Source organism: Macrococcus sp. CoH-51_TC_04 (assembly GCF_058188655.1).
Window position 1 is genome coordinate 1 of the sequence record NZ_JBVGOY010000003.1, and the last position, 15,493, is coordinate 15,493.

General features: G+C 38.1%; 15 protein-coding genes and 1 rRNA gene. 4 read left to right on the top strand and 12 right to left on the bottom strand.

Going from position 1 to position 15,493, the window contains the following annotated elements:
• Positions 1 to 1,148, bottom strand: a 16S ribosomal RNA gene (locus tag ACZ2V4_RS03955); the annotation flags it as partial.
• Between the two features lie 537 nt (positions 1,149 to 1,685).
• On the opposite strand from ACZ2V4_RS03955, the gene ACZ2V4_RS03960 reads away from it, so the two are divergent.
• Entirely contained in the window at positions 1,686 to 2,090 is a 405-nt protein-coding gene (locus ACZ2V4_RS03960; protein ID WP_086039104.1) for a YgzB family protein, read from the top strand.
• Between the two features lie 6 nt (positions 2,091 to 2,096).
• Here ACZ2V4_RS03960 and perR read toward each other — a convergent pair whose 3' ends face one another.
• From perR to ACZ2V4_RS03975, 3 genes are all read right to left on the bottom strand, one after another.
• Positions 2,097 to 2,546 carry a Fur family transcriptional regulator gene (gene perR, locus ACZ2V4_RS03965; RefSeq protein WP_219492958.1) on the bottom strand — a complete coding sequence of 150 codons (450 nt, stop codon included), beginning with the start codon at positions 2,544 to 2,546 and terminating at the stop codon, positions 2,097 to 2,099.
• Between the two features lie 71 nt (positions 2,547 to 2,617).
• Positions 2,618 to 3,565: a phosphoglycerate dehydrogenase gene (locus ACZ2V4_RS03970; protein ID WP_283722572.1), complete on the bottom strand. Its 948-nt coding sequence runs from the start codon at positions 3,563 to 3,565 to the stop codon at positions 2,618 to 2,620.
• Entirely contained in the window at positions 3,566 to 4,030 is a 465-nt protein-coding gene (locus ACZ2V4_RS03975; protein WP_219492962.1) for a peroxiredoxin, read from the bottom strand.
• Positions 4,031 to 4,111: 81 nt separating this feature from the next.
• Between ACZ2V4_RS03975 and ACZ2V4_RS03980 the strand changes: the two genes are divergently transcribed.
• Both ACZ2V4_RS03980 and ACZ2V4_RS03985 read left to right on the top strand, forming a co-directional pair.
• Complete coding sequence (locus ACZ2V4_RS03980; RefSeq protein ID WP_283722574.1) at positions 4,112 to 5,398, top strand: glutamate-1-semialdehyde 2,1-aminomutase; 1,287 nt, start codon at positions 4,112 to 4,114, stop codon at positions 5,396 to 5,398.
• A 62-nt stretch (positions 5,399 to 5,460) separates the two neighbouring features.
• Entirely contained in the window at positions 5,461 to 6,543 is a 1,083-nt protein-coding gene (locus ACZ2V4_RS03985; protein ID WP_219492965.1) for an FUSC family protein, read from the top strand.
• A gap of 43 nt (positions 6,544 to 6,586) precedes the next feature.
• On the opposite strand, the gene ACZ2V4_RS03990 is transcribed toward ACZ2V4_RS03985, so the two are convergent.
• From ACZ2V4_RS03990 to mutY, 4 genes are all read right to left on the bottom strand, one after another.
• Entirely contained in the window at positions 6,587 to 7,189 is a 603-nt protein-coding gene (locus ACZ2V4_RS03990; protein WP_490514520.1) for a DNA-3-methyladenine glycosylase, read from the bottom strand.
• Between the two features lie 141 nt (positions 7,190 to 7,330).
• A complete protein-coding gene (locus ACZ2V4_RS03995) occupies positions 7,331 to 9,079 on the bottom strand; it encodes an ABC transporter ATP-binding protein (protein ID WP_490514521.1) in 1,749 nt (582 codons plus the stop codon).
• 122 nt (positions 9,080 to 9,201) lie between these two features.
• Positions 9,202 to 9,753 (bottom strand): nucleoside tri-diphosphate phosphatase, encoded by a 552-nt coding sequence (ntdP, locus tag ACZ2V4_RS04000; RefSeq protein WP_041636159.1) that lies wholly within the window; start codon positions 9,751 to 9,753, stop codon positions 9,202 to 9,204.
• Between the two features lie 65 nt (positions 9,754 to 9,818).
• Positions 9,819 to 10,853, bottom strand: coding sequence for an A/G-specific adenine glycosylase (mutY, locus tag ACZ2V4_RS04005; RefSeq protein WP_490514522.1), 1,035 nt, complete (start codon positions 10,851 to 10,853; stop codon positions 9,819 to 9,821).
• 96 nt (positions 10,854 to 10,949) lie between these two features.
• On the opposite strand from mutY, the gene ACZ2V4_RS04010 reads away from it, so the two are divergent.
• Positions 10,950 to 11,930, top strand: coding sequence for a metal-dependent hydrolase (locus ACZ2V4_RS04010; protein WP_490514523.1), 981 nt, complete (start codon positions 10,950 to 10,952; stop codon positions 11,928 to 11,930).
• 47 nt (positions 11,931 to 11,977) lie between these two features.
• Here ACZ2V4_RS04010 and ACZ2V4_RS04015 read toward each other — a convergent pair whose 3' ends face one another.
• Genes ACZ2V4_RS04015 through recX form a run of 4 tightly spaced genes read right to left on the bottom strand, consistent with a single transcriptional unit; the run spans position 11,978 to position 15,427 of the window.
• Positions 11,978 to 12,772 carry a hypothetical protein gene (locus ACZ2V4_RS04015; protein ID WP_219492973.1) on the bottom strand — a complete coding sequence of 265 codons (795 nt, stop codon included), beginning with the start codon at positions 12,770 to 12,772 and terminating at the stop codon, positions 11,978 to 11,980.
• 8 nt (positions 12,773 to 12,780) lie between these two features.
• Positions 12,781 to 14,310, bottom strand: a complete 1,530-nt coding sequence (locus ACZ2V4_RS04020) for an ABC transporter ATP-binding protein (RefSeq protein WP_219492974.1) — start codon at positions 14,308 to 14,310, stop codon at positions 12,781 to 12,783.
• A gap of 12 nt (positions 14,311 to 14,322) precedes the next feature.
• A complete protein-coding gene (locus ACZ2V4_RS04025) occupies positions 14,323 to 14,637 on the bottom strand; it encodes a YfhH family protein (protein ID WP_219492975.1) in 315 nt (104 codons plus the stop codon).
• On the bottom strand, positions 14,615 to 15,427 hold the full coding sequence (recX, locus tag ACZ2V4_RS04030) for a recombination regulator RecX (protein ID WP_219492976.1): 813 nt from the start codon (positions 15,425 to 15,427) through the stop codon (positions 14,615 to 14,617). The genes ACZ2V4_RS04025 and recX overlap by 23 nt, the downstream gene beginning before the upstream one ends.
• Positions 15,428 to 15,493 lie beyond the last annotated feature (66 nt).

Consider the following 15,493-nt stretch of genomic DNA (forward strand, 5'->3'; position numbering starts at 1 on the left):
TAATGATGGCAACTAAAGATAAGGGTTGCGCTCGTTGCGGGACTTAACCCAACATCTCACGACACGAGCTGACGACAACCATGCACCACCTGTCACTTTGTCCCCCGAAGGGGAAAGCTCTATCTCTAGAGTTGTCAAAGGATGTCAAGATTTGGTAAGGTTCTTCGCGTTGCTTCGAATTAAACCACATGCTCCACCGCTTGTGCGGGTCCCCGTCAATTCCTTTGAGTTTCAGTCTTGCGACCGTACTCCCCAGGCGGAGTGCTTAATGCGTTAGCTGCAGCACTGAGGGGCGGAAACCCCCCAACACTTAGCACTCATCGTTTACGGCGTGGACTACCAGGGTATCTAATCCTGTTTGATCCCCACGCTTTCGCACCTCAGCGTCAGTTACAGACCAGAGAGCCGCCTTCGCCACTGGTGTTCCTCCATATCTCTGCGCATTTCACCGCTACACATGGAATTCCACTCTCCTCTTCTGCACTCAAGTCTCCCAGTTTCCAATGACCCTCCCCGGTTGAGCCGGGGGCTTTCACATCAGACTTAAGAGACCGCCTACGCGCGCTTTACGCCCAATAATTCCGGATAACGCTTGCCACCTACGTATTACCGCGGCTGCTGGCACGTAGTTAGCCGTGGCTTTCTGGTAAGGTACCGTCAAGGTACGTTCAGTTACTAACGTACTTGTTCTTCCCTTACAACAGAGTTTTACGATCCGAAAACCTTCTTCACTCACGCGGCGTTGCTCCGTCAGACTTTCGTCCATTGCGGAAGATTCCCTACTGCTGCCTCCCGTAGGAGTCTGGGCCGTGTCTCAGTCCCAGTGTGGCCGATCACCCTCTCAGGTCGGCTATGTATCGTTGCCTTGGTGAGCCGTTACCTCACCAACTAGCTAATACACCGCGGGTCCATCTATAAGTGACAGCAGAACCGTCTTTCACTATCGCTTCATGCGAAGCTAGATATTATCCGGTATTAGCTCCGGTTTCCCGAAGTTATCCCAGTCTTATAGGTAGGTTACCCACGTGTTACTCACCCGTCCGCCGCTAACGTCAGAGAGTGCAAGCACTCTCGTCTGTTCGCTCGACTTGCATGTATTAGGCACGCCGCCAGCGTTCATCCTGAGCCAGGATCAAACTCTCCATAATAGATTGCTTGATAAAGCTCTTTGATTGCTTGAGGCAATCACTCTTGGGAGTGAACTTAATCACTCAAATTATTGGAATTAACGTTGACATATTGTCATTCAGTTTTCAATGTTCATTTTTGTTGCTACAAGATAAAATCTTAACACGTTTCTTTCTTGTTTGCAAGCTTTATTTTGAAGAAGTTTTACACTCACGATTTCTTATTTGAAATGTTTTGTGCGCCGTTCTTACTCAATTAATATTAAATGTTTGAGAACAAAGTTTCAATAGTCTTTTTTACACTTTTTCAATTTGTTTTTCAAACGCTTAATCGTTGGCGTCGCTTGTTTTTGCGACTTTTATATCTTAACAAGTGAACCCATATTCGTCAAGCCTTTTTATAATTATTTTTTATTTATTATTCTTTCTTCTATATATTATAGTTCTATTGATAATTATCCTTTAGGTTATAACACTCATTTTAATTATAGCGCGTTATTATAACAGTATATAAAGAATATGTTATAATTCTTGTCAGTATATATAGGAGATGATGATTTGAAGTTATTCAATAGAAAACCTACGAGTAAGATCAACAGAATGCGCACTTGGGCACTTTCTATTATATTTATTGCAATGATTGTAATGTATATAGGTGCGGCAATATTCTATTTCTCTCATAGTAAACTGCTGTTTTCATTGTTTTTATTGATTGGTACATTATTATTCTTATTTAGTTTCGTAATGTATTTCTGGATTGGTATGCTATCGACAAGAACTGTACAGGTACGCTGTCCAAACTGTGAGCATTATACAAAGATGCTTGGCAGAGCGGATATATGTGCTAACTGCAACCAGCCATTGACACTTGACCCTTCATTAGAAGGTAAAGCGTTCAATCAAGATTACAATAATAAGAGAAAGAGCAAGGCACTTGAAGAACAAAATAAAAACGGAAACTAATTTTAATTAGTTTCCGTTTTTATTTTGACATTCTGGACATACACCATAAATCTCCATACGATGATGGGTAACAGCATAACCTGTAATATGTTCTGCAATATTCTCTACTTCATCTAATCTCGGGTAGTGAAAATCTTTAATCTTACCACAAGCTGTACAGATAATGTGGTAATGATTCTGCGTATCAAAATCAAATCTGCTCGCTGCATCACCATATGTGAGTTCCTTTACAAGACCGCTCTCTTTGAAGACCTTTAAGTTATTATAGACAGTAGCCACACTCATATTAGGGAAATTCGGGGATAGCGCTTTATAAATTTCATCAGCTGACGGGTGACTATCTGTTGCAATAAGGTACTGTAAAATAGCTTGTCGTTGAGGTGTAATCCTTACGCCAGTCTTTCTTAACGTGCTAATTGCTTCTTGCAGAAAGTCTTTCTGCGTATGAACTGACATTTGATCACCTCTTTTTACTTTATAGTAATTCTATTTTACATCTTAATTTTCCTTATTGTCAAATACCTAGTTTAGTACCCTTTGTCTAAGTCTACCAGATTCTTGAAGTTATGTTTATTATCAATTCCCATATTCATATTATCAACAAAGATATTTGTAGCACGTTGATTGTAATGGGTACTCAGTCCAGTTATATGTGGTGTCATAATTACGTTGTCTAATTTATATAGTGGATGCTCCGCTTCAAGGGGTTCGTTATAAAAGACATCTAGGCATGCAAATCTAATGACTTTATCTGTCAATGCCTGAATCAGTATATCTTCTTTAACTACTGTACCTCTACCTACATTAATAAACAGTGCGTCACTCCCCATCGCCTGGAAATCTTCTTGTTTAAGTAGATTTATCGTACTTTCTGTTTCCGGTAATACATTGACAATTATATCTGATTGTTCAAATGCGTGTAGGCGTTCATCAATCGCATATACTTCATCAAAATACGCTATATCTTGCCCTGTTGTATTGATACCAATTACTTTCATATTGAATGCTTGTGCAATACGTGCAGCATACGACGGGATTTCTCCTGTACCGATAAAGCAGATGGTCTGCTCGAACAGTTCTTTGTGTCTAATGTCTGTTTTAAAGCCTTTATCCTGTTGTAATTTGTAATATTCTAATACATTTTTGTAGTCCGTCATAATATAGCTGAATATATACTCCGAGATTTGTACTTTATGAACGCCACGTGCGTTCGTTAATATCATATTTCTCTCTTTAATTGTTTTAAGTGGCAGCTTGTTAACTCCAGCTGCATACCATGCTATCCATTTTAAATTCGGGCATTGTGAGAGAAATGCTTCATCCACTCGTCCGTCATGTGAGATTAATATATCCATACTTTTCTTATCTTCATCAGTCATATCTTTTAGCGCTATTGATTTAAATGAATGCTCAGGGTACTGTGCTATAAGATTATTCAATAACTCTCCAAGTTTTACATTCGAAATAATGTTCATCTATTTTTCTCCTTGCAATACTTTTTTGATATCTTCCATCTGAGTCTTCACTTTAACACCGTCAAAGACTTCAATGATTCGTGTATCGTCATCAAGAATAATCGTTGTTCTGACAATGCCCATTGATTCCTTACCGAACGACTTCTTGAGCCTATATATACTTAGCTGCTTTGAAAAACCATAGTCTTCATCTACTAGCAAATCGAATTTCAGATTATGCTTATTAATAAAATTCGTATGCTTTACTTTACTATCTCCACTTATACCATATACTTGTGCATCCAGAGCATTAAGTACATCTAGATTATCATTGAAATCACACGCTTGAGTTGTACATGTTGGTGTATTATCTCTCGGATAGAAGTATAAAACTGTCTTTTTACCGAACAGATCTTGATTTGTAATGATTTCCCCATCTTGATTCTCCATCTTAAAATCAGGTAATAACATTCCCTTTTCTAACATAAATAACACTCCATCCTCAAATATTGTATAAGTATATGATAGTATAGTAGACGAAAATACAAAACAAAAGAGGTCGATAAAATGAACTTTAGTAATTCAGAAGCAATACAAAATCGTGCGAATGCGGCAATCCTTGGAGGTGTTAACTCACCTTCTCGTTCTTATAAAGCAGTTGGTGGCGGTGCGCCTGTAGTGATGGCGCGTGGTGAAGGTGCTTACTTCTATGATGTGGACGGTAATAAATATATTGATTATCTTGCAGCTTATGGCCCAATTATTACAGGTCATGCGCATCCTCACATTACTGAAGCCATTAAACGTGCAGCTGAAAGTGGTGTATTATATGGCACTCCAACAGAACACGAAGTTGTGTTTGCTGAAATGCTGCAAGAAGCAATCCCATCATTAGAAAAAGTACGCTTCGTTAACTCAGGTACGGAAGCTGTGATGACAACGATTCGTGTTGCGCGTGCATATACTGGCAGAGATAAGATTATTAAATTTGCAGGATGCTATCATGGCCATTCAGACTTAGTACTTGTGGCAGCAGGCAGTGGCCCTTCACAACTTGGTACTCCGGACTCGGCAGGCGTACCAAAGAGTGTGGCACAAGAAGTAATTACGGTTCCATTTAATGATATAGAACAATTCAAAGAAGCATTCCATCACTTCGGCGATCAGATTGCAGGTGTATTAGTTGAGCCAATCGTCGGTAATTTCGGTATTGTAGAACCATACGCTGGATTTCTTGAAGCAGTGAATGAAGTGGCACATAGTCACGGGGCGCTTGTTATCTATGATGAAGTTATCACTGCATTCCGTTTCTGCTACGGTGGTGCACAAGACATGCTTGGTGTAAAACCTGACTTGACAGCTTTCGGTAAAGTTATTGGTGGCGGCTTACCGATTGGGGCATACGGTGGACGTCAGGATATCATGGAACATGTTGCGCCTCTTGGTCCAACTTATCAGGCAGGTACGATGGCAGGCAATCCATTAAGTATGCAGGCAGGTATCGCTCTACTTGAAGTGATCAAGGCTGAAGGTACTTATGATTATCTGGATAAGCTTGGTGAGATGCTCGAGACAGGCATGAATGAACTGATTGAAAAATATAGTATCAAAGCCAATATTAATCGTCTTAAAGGTGCAATGACAATTTATTTTACAGATGAAAAAGTAGAGAATTATGAACAAGCTGAAGCTACCGATGGAGAAGCTTTCGCCAAATTCTTCAAACTGATGCTGCATCAAGGAATCAACCTTGCACCTTCTAAATACGAGGCATGGTTCATTACTATCGCGCATACCGAGCAAGATATTCAAGATACACTAATCGCAGTTGAAAACAGTTTCAAACAAATGTAGCTTGAAAAAATATGCAATGTCATGTATAAGTGTACTAACGAATAAATAAATGAGGTCAAAATATGAAATTAGGTGCACGTATATTCAAAACTGGAATTGCTATTATCGTTGCCCTGTTAATCGCACATCAAATCAATGGGCAAGGCGCTATCGTTGCTGGCATCTCAGCATTATTTGCAATGCAACCCAATGTGTACAGATCATTTAAAACGATTATTGAACAATTTCAAGGAAACTTAATAGGTGCTGTACTTGCAATAATCATGGCTTCTTTATTTGGTTTTCATATCGTCATTATCGGCATTACTTCTATCATGCTGATTTCAATATTACAGAAAGTCAACCTTTCACATGTTACAGGTCTTGCTGTAGTCACTCAGCTCATTATTATGGACCACCAGGACGGTGCGTTCCTAGAATCTGCTGTTTTACGATTTACGTTCGTTATGATCGGAGTGATCAGTGCGTTTGTCGTGAACACATTATTTTTGCCACCTAAATTCGAAAGTAAGATTTATTATCAATGTTTGAGTATCTCGAGTGATATTTTCAAGTGGATTCGTCTAGAAATTAATGGCTCAACAGAATTCCATGCAGTAAAAAGAGATATAGATAACATCCGCAGTCGTATCGAGAAACTTGAAGAACAGTATAACTTGTACAAAGAAGAACGTGCATACACGAAAAAAGGCAGTATTCGGAATCTACGCAAAAAGATCATCTTTAAAGAGACTGTACTGGCAACGCGTCGCGCCTATGATGTACTGCGCAAAATGCATAGATACGAAAATGATGTCATTAATTTGCCGGAAGAACTAAAAGTTCAGATTAAATTTGAACTCGATGAATTAATGACACTACATGAAGAGCTGCTTATGCGGATATCAAAGAAAGTGCCCGCTACAAAACATGACTGTCAAACCGGGATAACCGAACCTTATAAGCTCAATATCATGGATGCATTTCTTGAAGAGATCAACACGACACCAAGTGATGCATATAGCAAGGAACATATATTTGTAATTATCGGGACACTATTTGATTATCGTGATAAACTCGAACACCTTGATCGTATTACACATAGCTTCTATAAGTTTCATAAAGAGGATAAGAAATTCAGAATCGAACATAGTGAAGAGTTATAATTTGTTCAACATAAAAGGGAGTGCGAAATCGCACTCCCTTTTATCATTGCCAACCATTATTCTCTTCTACCACGACTTTATCTTTTGATACGTGTGGATTTCCTTTTACAGTAAATCGATAGAGATAATCCACCGCTTCTTCTTTATTATCGATTCCGATACGCTTTGATGCTGTAATTACTCTCGGTGTTCTGCCTTCTCTTATACATACGCCGTCGTCATTTAGACGCGTTCCGTTGTAATGTTCTCGTTTAATTCCTAAACTTTGTGTCAGTTTTCCTGGTCCGTCCGTCAGATGATTTTCACGACCTCGCCTCTCTATCATCGTATCTATTCCTGTTACTGGTTCGATTCCACGGATAAGCACCCCTTCAGGTTGTGTTCTATCTTTCGTTATAAAGTTCATACAATGATGTCCATGCATCGTATATACATAAATCGTACCAAAGTCGCGATACATCATTTCGTTCTTCTTAGTCCGACGCAGCTGATATGCATGTGCTGCTTTATCATGTTCCCCAAGATATGCTTCTACTTCAGTAATATATCCACCGGTAACAGCACCATCCTGCTCAGTGTAGATATACTTTCCGAGCAAGGCTTGTGCTGCTGTTAATGTATCATGTGCTAAAAATGTTAAATCCATTTAAATCACCTCTTCCAGACCTCTATATAACTTTGAGATAAACATAGATTGATCAATTTCCAGTTCACTTACTTCTTTTGGAAACAATGAATTTTGCAGATAGACCTTGTTGAAATCACTATAGATTTAAATAGATAATTCTTAATCAACATTTTCTAAGTTTTGAATAGAATAGAGATTATAATAATGTTCGTGCTTTTGCATCAATTCGTGGTGTGTACCCATTTCAACAATTTCACCATCTTGAACCACTACAATCTTATCTGCATGTGTGATTGTCGACAATCTATGTGCGACGATTACTGTTGTTCTATCTTGAGATAGAGACTCTAGTGCTTCCTGTATCACCGCTTCACTTTCAAGGTCCAGTGCACTTGTCGCTTCATCCAGTATAAGAATCGGTGGATTCTTCAGGAATACACGAGAAATTGCAACACGCTGCTTCTGACCACCTGATAACTTAACGCCACGTTCGCCTACTTCTGTATCGTAGCCGTCAGGTAAACTCATAATAAAGTCGTGGGCATTCGCGAGTTTCGCAGCCTGAATCATCTCTTCTTCTGTGGCACCAGGTTTTCCTAACAAGATATTATTACGAATCGATTCAGAGAAGAGAATATTATCCTGCATGACCATGCCTATCTGTGTACGTAAGCTTTCCAGTGTATAATCTTTAATCGGATGATGATCTACGATGATTTCACCTTGCGTAACATCGTAGAATCTCGGTATCAGACTGATCATCGTCGATTTACCCCCACCGCTCATTCCAACAAACGCTATAGTTTCACCACTTTTAATATCCAGATTAATATTGTGCAATACTTCTGTATCATCTTCGTTATACTTAAATCCAACATTGTTAAATGAAATATCTCCTCGGTGGATCTGAATATCACGTGCGTTCTTCGTATCTTTAATATCATAAGGTTCATCAAAGAGCTGGAACATTCGGTCCATCGACGCCATGCTTTGTGTTAATGTCGTTGATGAGCTGACCAGTCTTCTTAAAGGGCCATACAATCTGTCAAGATACGCGATAAATGCTGCTAATGCACCGACTGAAAGGTGGCCACCAATGACCTGCCATGCACCAAAGCCTACTACAAGCAATGGCCCGACATCTGTAATCGTATTGATTACAGCAAAACTTTTGGCATTCCATCTGGTATGATTCATCGCCTTATTCAAAAAGTTCTTGTTGCGTCTATCGAACCGCTTATTCTCCTCTTCTTCGATGGCAAACGTCTTGATCAATGTCATACCTTGAACACGTTCATGCAGGAATCCTTGCACTTCTGCCAGTGACTGACTACGTTCACGCGTAAGCCTACGTAGGTTGCCGAAGAAATAATAGACGCTGAACATATAGAATGGAAAGACGATCAATGACACAAGTGTCAGCTTGACATCCATCGTGAACATGATGGCAAGTGCAATGATAATCGTAACTAAGTCCAGCCATACATTCATCAGACCTGTTATGATGAAATCCTTCGTCGATTCGACATCATTGATAACACGTGAGATGACTTCTCCAACTTTATTGTTAGCATAAAATCTCACGCTCAGTGCCTGAAGATGCTTATAGAGCTTCTTTCTAATATCGTATAAAATCTTGTTGCTTGTCCATTGTGCAAGATACTGTCTGAAATACTCAACAGGCGGACGAATAACTGTGAAGATAAATCCAAACAGGAGTAATGCTTGCAGTAATGCTTCTTTCTTCTCTGCAACTGACATCGATGTGTTATTGATGACATCATCTATAACATATTTGATCAGTAATGGTATTAACAACGGAATTCCAAACTTTAATATCCCTATCATAATCGTCAAGATAATCAGCATCGTATAGGGTTTTACAAATTGCATATAGCGCTTTAACATATTATTCTCCTTCAATATTATTCTTCTTCGTTAATGAATCAAAAAAACGAACAATGCAGAAAACGACATACATTTTCTTCACACTGTCCGGATTTAACAAAGAGGATTACTGCCCCGTATCCTTAATCTTCCTTGATTCTCTTTTGAAAATGAAATCTTTCCTGCCAGACTTTGATAAAGTCCGGAGCAAATGGTCCTTTCTTTCTTTCAATCCATTGTTGCAAAATGTCAACGTTTCGCCTTAGAATCAAATCGATCTCTTCGGGATAGTTCATCTGTTTCATGTGCTGCTGATATTCATCTTCATCAAGCAGATGATACTTACCATTTGGATATACTTTAATATCCAGGTCGTAATCAATGTACTTAATAGCCTCACTATCACATACGAACGGTGAGGATAAGTTACAGTAATAATAAACGCCATCTTCACGGAACATACAGATGACATTGAACCAGTATTCTGCATGAAAATAGACGATTGCAGGTTCACGTGTAACCCAAGTTCGACCATCACTCTCAGTTACAAGAGTACGATTATTCCCTCCGATAATGACATGATTTGTTCCTTTTAAAATCGTTGTTTCGGACCAGATTCTGTGAATTTTCCCATTATGTTTATAGCTTTGAATCTGCACATTCTGGCCTTCTTTTGGTATGGATTCTTTGACCATGTTCCACACCACCTATATTTAGTATTTGCATTTTAAATTATAACATAACTTTTTTCACATTTAACCTATTTCAACTCATCAATATATTTTTTGAATATTTTTGTCATCGATACAGGGAAATTGAAACGTTCCTTCTCCTCTATATCTATAAATTTTGCGTCATCTACACGACCTAATGCCACGGCACGATAAACTTCCATATCCCATGTCACATGCGTAAACTGATGCTTAAGTGACATAAAAGGATCATCTTCAACATATAACGACATATTCAGCTGTTCTTCAATCGTGTCTTGATGCATGTCGATATTAAACATCGGAAACTGCCACATCGACTGCAGTAATCCAGTCGATGGTCGCTGCTCAATATATATCTTATCGTCATGCATAATTACAAGCACTTTCCAATGTTCTATCTTCTTTTTAATCTTCTTTAGTTTGACAGGTCTTAACTGTACAGTACCTGCATTATAACTTTCACAATGTTGTTGAACTGGACAGAACATACATAATGGTGCCTTAGGTGTACATACAGTCGCGCCAAGTTCCATCAAAGCTTCATTAAAGTCACCTGCTGCTTTTGGCATGACATCCATCACCTTGTCTTCAAAATGACGTCGTGCTGATGAGCTCGATATATCAAAATCATCATTATCCAATCTAGAGAACACACGATAGACATTGCCATCAACTGCTGGTATTTGATGATTAAATGCAATGCTCATTACCGCACCTTGCGTATAAGGGCCAACCCCTTTCAACTTTAAGAAGTCTTCAGGATTATTCGGTACCACGCCATCATAGCTTTCCTGTACTTCTTTTACTGCACTATGGAAATTGCGTACACGAGAATAATACCCAAGCCCTTCCCAATATTTCGATACTTCATCAATCTCTGCAGATGCCAGCGTCCGTATATCAGGAAATCGTTCTGTAAACTTCAAATAATAAGGTTTAACCGTATTGACCTGTGTCTGCTGCAGCATCACTTCTGATAACCAGATTTTATATGGATCTTTCGTTTCTCTCCAAGGCATCTCTCGTTTATTTTTATAAAACCAATCCAGGAGATGCTGCGAAAATTGCTGTTTGTTTAACATTGCTTTCCTCTTTCTAAAAAAATTTAAATTCTAAGCATGAATAATTTATCATTATATTCTATTTGTTCTATAATAAAACTTGAAAGGAATGATACTATGGATACTGCCACTCATGTCGTTATGGGCGTTGCACTTGCTGGCCTTGCAACAATCGATCCTGCAGTAACTTCTATGTATCCTGCGGTTGTGACCACTGTTATGGTCGGTTCACAAATACCTGATATCGATACCGTACTGAAGTTACGTAATAATGCAGTATATATCACTCATCACCGCGGGATAACACACTCAATACCATTTACATTATTCTGGCCAATTGTGCTTACTGTTATGGCGATGCTCATTTTTGAAGTGGATGCCCCGTTCCATCTATGGATGTGGGCACAAATTGCTGTATTGCTGCATGTCTTTGTAGATATCTTTAATTCATATGGGACTCAGGCGTTACGACCACTTACTAAGAAATGGATACAAATCGGTATTATCAATACATTTGATCCGATTATATTTATGTCACATATCATTGCAATATTGTTATGGTATATCGGCTTTAATCCCATCTCTACGTTTGGTAGTCTCTACTTACTCCTTATCGTCTACTATATCATTCGACGTATGCTGCAACAAATGATTAAGAAGAACGTCCTGTTACGTATTCCTAAAGATGAGACAGTCATTAAATCATTTGTTGCTCCAACAATAAGATTCTTTGAATGGCGTATTGCTGTCCAGACTGATAAGTATGACTATATCGGTAGAAGCTATAAGGGAAGTGTTCACTTCAGTGATAAGTTCGTACGTAAGAAACTACCAGATAAAGTAGTGATGCAGCACGCAAAGCATGACAGAAACTTACGTGCATTCTTAAGCTTTAGTTCTATATATCGCTATACAATCACAGAGACGGGTACAGGATATGAACTTCGCTTTATCGATTTACGTTACTTAAAGAACGGACATTATTCATTCGTTGCAATTCTCAGCCTGGATAGCGCATACCGCGTCACACATAGCTACACGGGATGGGTATTCTCAGAAGAAAAATTACAGCGTAAGCTCGTTAAGAGCAAAATTTAACCCGAATATCGACGTGTTATTAATAACACGTCGATATTCGGGTTTTTCTATGATTCAATTTTTTTACTGACTTTTTTATTAATATTAATTTCATCCTTCAAGATCGTAAATAAATAATCAAACCACGTATAGAGCATAACAAGTTCAAAAATAAAAATAACTTGTGAAGGCAGATTAAAAAATGCATTTGTGCCAAACACCGTAGATTCCTGTACCCCATTGATCACAAAGTTGAATGGGTTGAGTTTCAGTATATTCATCAGTAAGTCTGGCAAGTTTCCTGGAACCCAGAGAATCGGCGACGTGATAAGAATAATAAGCAGGAGCAATACAATCATCGATTTTATATTACGGGTTAAATGACCTCCTAGTGCGACTATAGTACAGATAGGCATCAGTAAAATAATGGTCATCAGTACAAAGTAAAGAATACAAAATATATTTGTCGTTAATTCAATTTTATTTCCTAATGCAACAAGCTGCAGTACGATATAAGAAATTATGAATATAAAAATAAAATTCATGATTTGTACTGTAATAAGCACATAACTCGGTAGATTCGTTATATTAAGTACATAGCCTCTCGTATGTAGAATCTTCATCGCATAATAAATCGAGCAACCGATACACATAAACATTAAATAACCACTGACCTGCCATATTTTTGTGATACGTTCTAACGGAAGACTCTCCGTAACATTCATATAGAAGAAAGTTGCAGCTATTACAAAAATATTTAAGGCAAGCCAGGATAAATAGAGCTTCTGGTTATAATAAAATTCAAGCAACGCATTTTTTAATGTGTGCGGAATATATTTTATTGAAAGATAAATTTCATTCATGTAAACACCTACATCTGTATAATCAGCCATTCGCCTTTGCTGAAGTCAGCAATAGCGTAGCCATCATCTAATTTAATAATCCATTGTTCTGTACTAATATTGAATTTCTGTCTCAGCTTTTCTTCATTGACTATCGGAAAACTAATGCCATTCATAATATCGTAGTCATTAAAGTGAAGATAGATTTCATTTTTAGTGAGTTTAATTTTAAATCGATCGTTGGTTTCAGGGTACAGTTCTTTATTGATAACACTATGATGCTTCCCGAGGTAGCCATTGAAGAATTCCCTGAAGTTCGAATAGTTGTCATACATATAATCTTCAAGCTCACTTATTGTATACTCATCATACAGTGCTGCTGGATTAATATATATAATGTCCTGCTGCTTAACTTCCATAGTCCTCTTCTGATAATCCACTTTATATGTTTCATCACCAATACTAGAAATCGTCATAGTATTACCAGCTGGTAATTTCACCTTTTGTCCGCCTTGAAGTTCGGTCGGTTTATTCGTAACACCAATTGCATACTTTTCACGAAATTCATCCACAGTTTTCTCTACAATCCCTTTTTCATCAGCTGCAACTTCTGTTTTCTTCATACCGATGTCATTGATCATCAATAGGAACATCATTGCAATACCTGCGATTAACATCAATGTCGATATTAATGTACGCTGTAGTTTTTCATCAAAGATTGCGCCGCCATACTTTTTTATACGACTTAACCGTTCATCTTTGTCGTGATTAAGGCTACGTGACATACGCATCTGAAGATCAAACAATTCACGCTCTTCATCTGTACGGCAACTATAATAATCACTTACATAAGATTGATATAAGGGCAGCACTTCATCAGGAGCCCCCGATTGCTTTACTTGCCCATGACTCATCCATGTAATGTAGTTTGCACGTGTTCGAATCAATTCCATATTTGAATCAATCAGCACGATAGCACGTCTTTCTTTCTTAAACATATCGATGACCATATGAAACTTCTTCTTAAAGTCCCTATCCATATACTGATAAAGTTCATCAAAGATAATCACATCGGGCTTTATAAAATATGCAAGGCTTACGAGCAGCTTCGTACGTTCTTCTATCGTTAATTGCTGGATCGAACACTTCTCCTTGCCACCAAGCTCAGCAAAGTCGAGCACATGTTTACGCTTTTCATTGTATGATTGAAGCGGCATATTGTACGTAAGGAAAACGGACTCGATCAGTTGTCTGACTGAAGTACTGCCTTCAAATATATGATTATGACTTGCAAGAAATGTTAAATATTCATTCTTAACACGACCACTGTTAGGTTCAACAACTTTAGCCATAAGTTTTCCGATAATGGATTTACCAGAATTCGGTAAGCCGACTAAAGCAAGTATTTCCCCGCGATAGAGATGAATTGTTACATCCTTAACTTCAACAACATGGTTCTTTGATTCAGGCAGCATCAAATCTCTGAACTTCTGAAAACCACTGACTTGTCTGAAATACTTTGTAACATTAAGCAACCTCACCAAAATTTCACTCGTCATCTTTCAATCTCCTTATAATTGTAGCAATGCAAGCGGGATACCTTCTTCATCAAGTGTTCCACCCAGTCTGAACCCCCAGGCAAACACACCTTTAACGCGGTCTACCTTAAAGTATTCCGGCTCGTTTCCTACGAGCGCATATACCTTGCCAGGCTGTACTTTCTGTGCATCGACTAAATAGCTTTCTGCAATAAGTGCTTTACGCATCCATACTTCGTATTCATTCACAATGCCCATCATTTCAGCTTTACGTGCTTGCTCTCTGTAATCTGCTGTAATCTGTTGTAACTCATGCGGCGTCATTTCAATCAATTTCTTCTCTTCCACTTAATCCACTATCCTTTATCTTTGTCATAATATCATCATACTGAAATCCTTTTTGCATTAAACTTTGAATAATTTTCTGATTAAGCATGAAACCTTCATGTTTTCTTGCGAGTCTGGTCACCGTTTTTTCGAATGCTTTATCTAATGCCAGGTCACTTGTCTCAAGTTTAACATTTTTCATCACATCATTTGCAATATCCAAATTATACCCTTTTTGAATAAGAGTTTGAATAATTTTCTGTTCAATCATTTTAGCGGATTGTTTCTTTTCATATTTTCTCATAACTTTCTGTGCAATCTTATCGATACGCTCTGAAGTGATCAGACCTTCAAACTGTACATTATATTTATCTATAATCGCTTGTTCAACGCCGAGCTGCTTTAAGTTTTGCACGAATATTGCAGGACCTTTATCTGTTGTGTTCAGCAATGTATTCATATAACTCTTCGCATAATCATCATGGTCGATATACTTATTTTCTTTACAATACTGAATGACCCGCTCGATTACTTCACTACGCACTTCATCGCCTGCGAGATAATTTCTCACTTCTGATTCTGTGCGTTTCTTATATGATAAATAGTTTAAAGCATTGTTAATCGCAACTCGGTAACCATCATATTCACCGATATTACGTAGATCTTCATCTGATAATATGAGATCTTTCCTCAAATTAAAATAGACATACGTCGCTGCATCAATACCGGCAAAGAAATTGCCGTTTATGTATAGGTTAAATCTATCCTTGTTATGTTTTTGAACTTCAATCTTCGTAATCTTATGTTCCATCATAACCCTCCATCATACCGCCCTCAAAAATAAAAAATACGAGACAGTATCTCGTATTTCATTATA

Excerpts from the sequence above, each read along its gene's own strand:
- ACZ2V4_RS03970 (WP_283722572.1), bottom strand. The coding sequence starts at position 3,565 with ATGAACATTATTTCGAATGTAAAACTTGGAGAGTTATTGAATAATCTT.
- ACZ2V4_RS03980 (WP_283722574.1), top strand. The coding sequence starts at position 4,112 with ATGAACTTTAGTAATTCAGAAGCAATACAAAATCGTGCGAATGCGGCA.
- ACZ2V4_RS04020 (WP_219492974.1), bottom strand. The coding sequence starts at position 14,310 with ATGACGAGTGAAATTTTGGTGAGGTTGCTTAATGTTACAAAGTATTTC.
- perR (WP_219492958.1), bottom strand. The coding sequence starts at position 2,546 with ATGTCAGTTCATACGCAGAAAGACTTTCTGCAAGAAGCAATTAGCACG.
- ACZ2V4_RS04015 (WP_219492973.1), bottom strand. The coding sequence starts at position 12,772 with ATGAATGAAATTTATCTTTCAATAAAATATATTCCGCACACATTAAAA.
- ACZ2V4_RS03995 (WP_490514521.1), bottom strand. The coding sequence starts at position 9,079 with ATGTTAAAGCGCTATATGCAATTTGTAAAACCCTATACGATGCTGATT.
- recX (WP_219492976.1), bottom strand. The coding sequence starts at position 15,427 with ATGGAACATAAGATTACGAAGATTGAAGTTCAAAAACATAACAAGGAT.
- ACZ2V4_RS03975 (WP_219492962.1), bottom strand. The coding sequence starts at position 4,030 with ATGTTAGAAAAGGGAATGTTATTACCTGATTTTAAGATGGAGAATCAA.
- ACZ2V4_RS04010 (WP_490514523.1), top strand. The coding sequence starts at position 10,950 with ATGGATACTGCCACTCATGTCGTTATGGGCGTTGCACTTGCTGGCCTT.
- ACZ2V4_RS03985 (WP_219492965.1), top strand. The coding sequence starts at position 5,461 with ATGAAATTAGGTGCACGTATATTCAAAACTGGAATTGCTATTATCGTT.
- ACZ2V4_RS03990 (WP_490514520.1), bottom strand. The coding sequence starts at position 7,189 with ATGGATTTAACATTTTTAGCACATGATACATTAACAGCAGCACAAGCC.
- mutY (WP_490514522.1), bottom strand. The coding sequence starts at position 10,853 with ATGTTAAACAAACAGCAATTTTCGCAGCATCTCCTGGATTGGTTTTAT.
- ntdP (WP_041636159.1), bottom strand. The coding sequence starts at position 9,753 with ATGGTCAAAGAATCCATACCAAAAGAAGGCCAGAATGTGCAGATTCAA.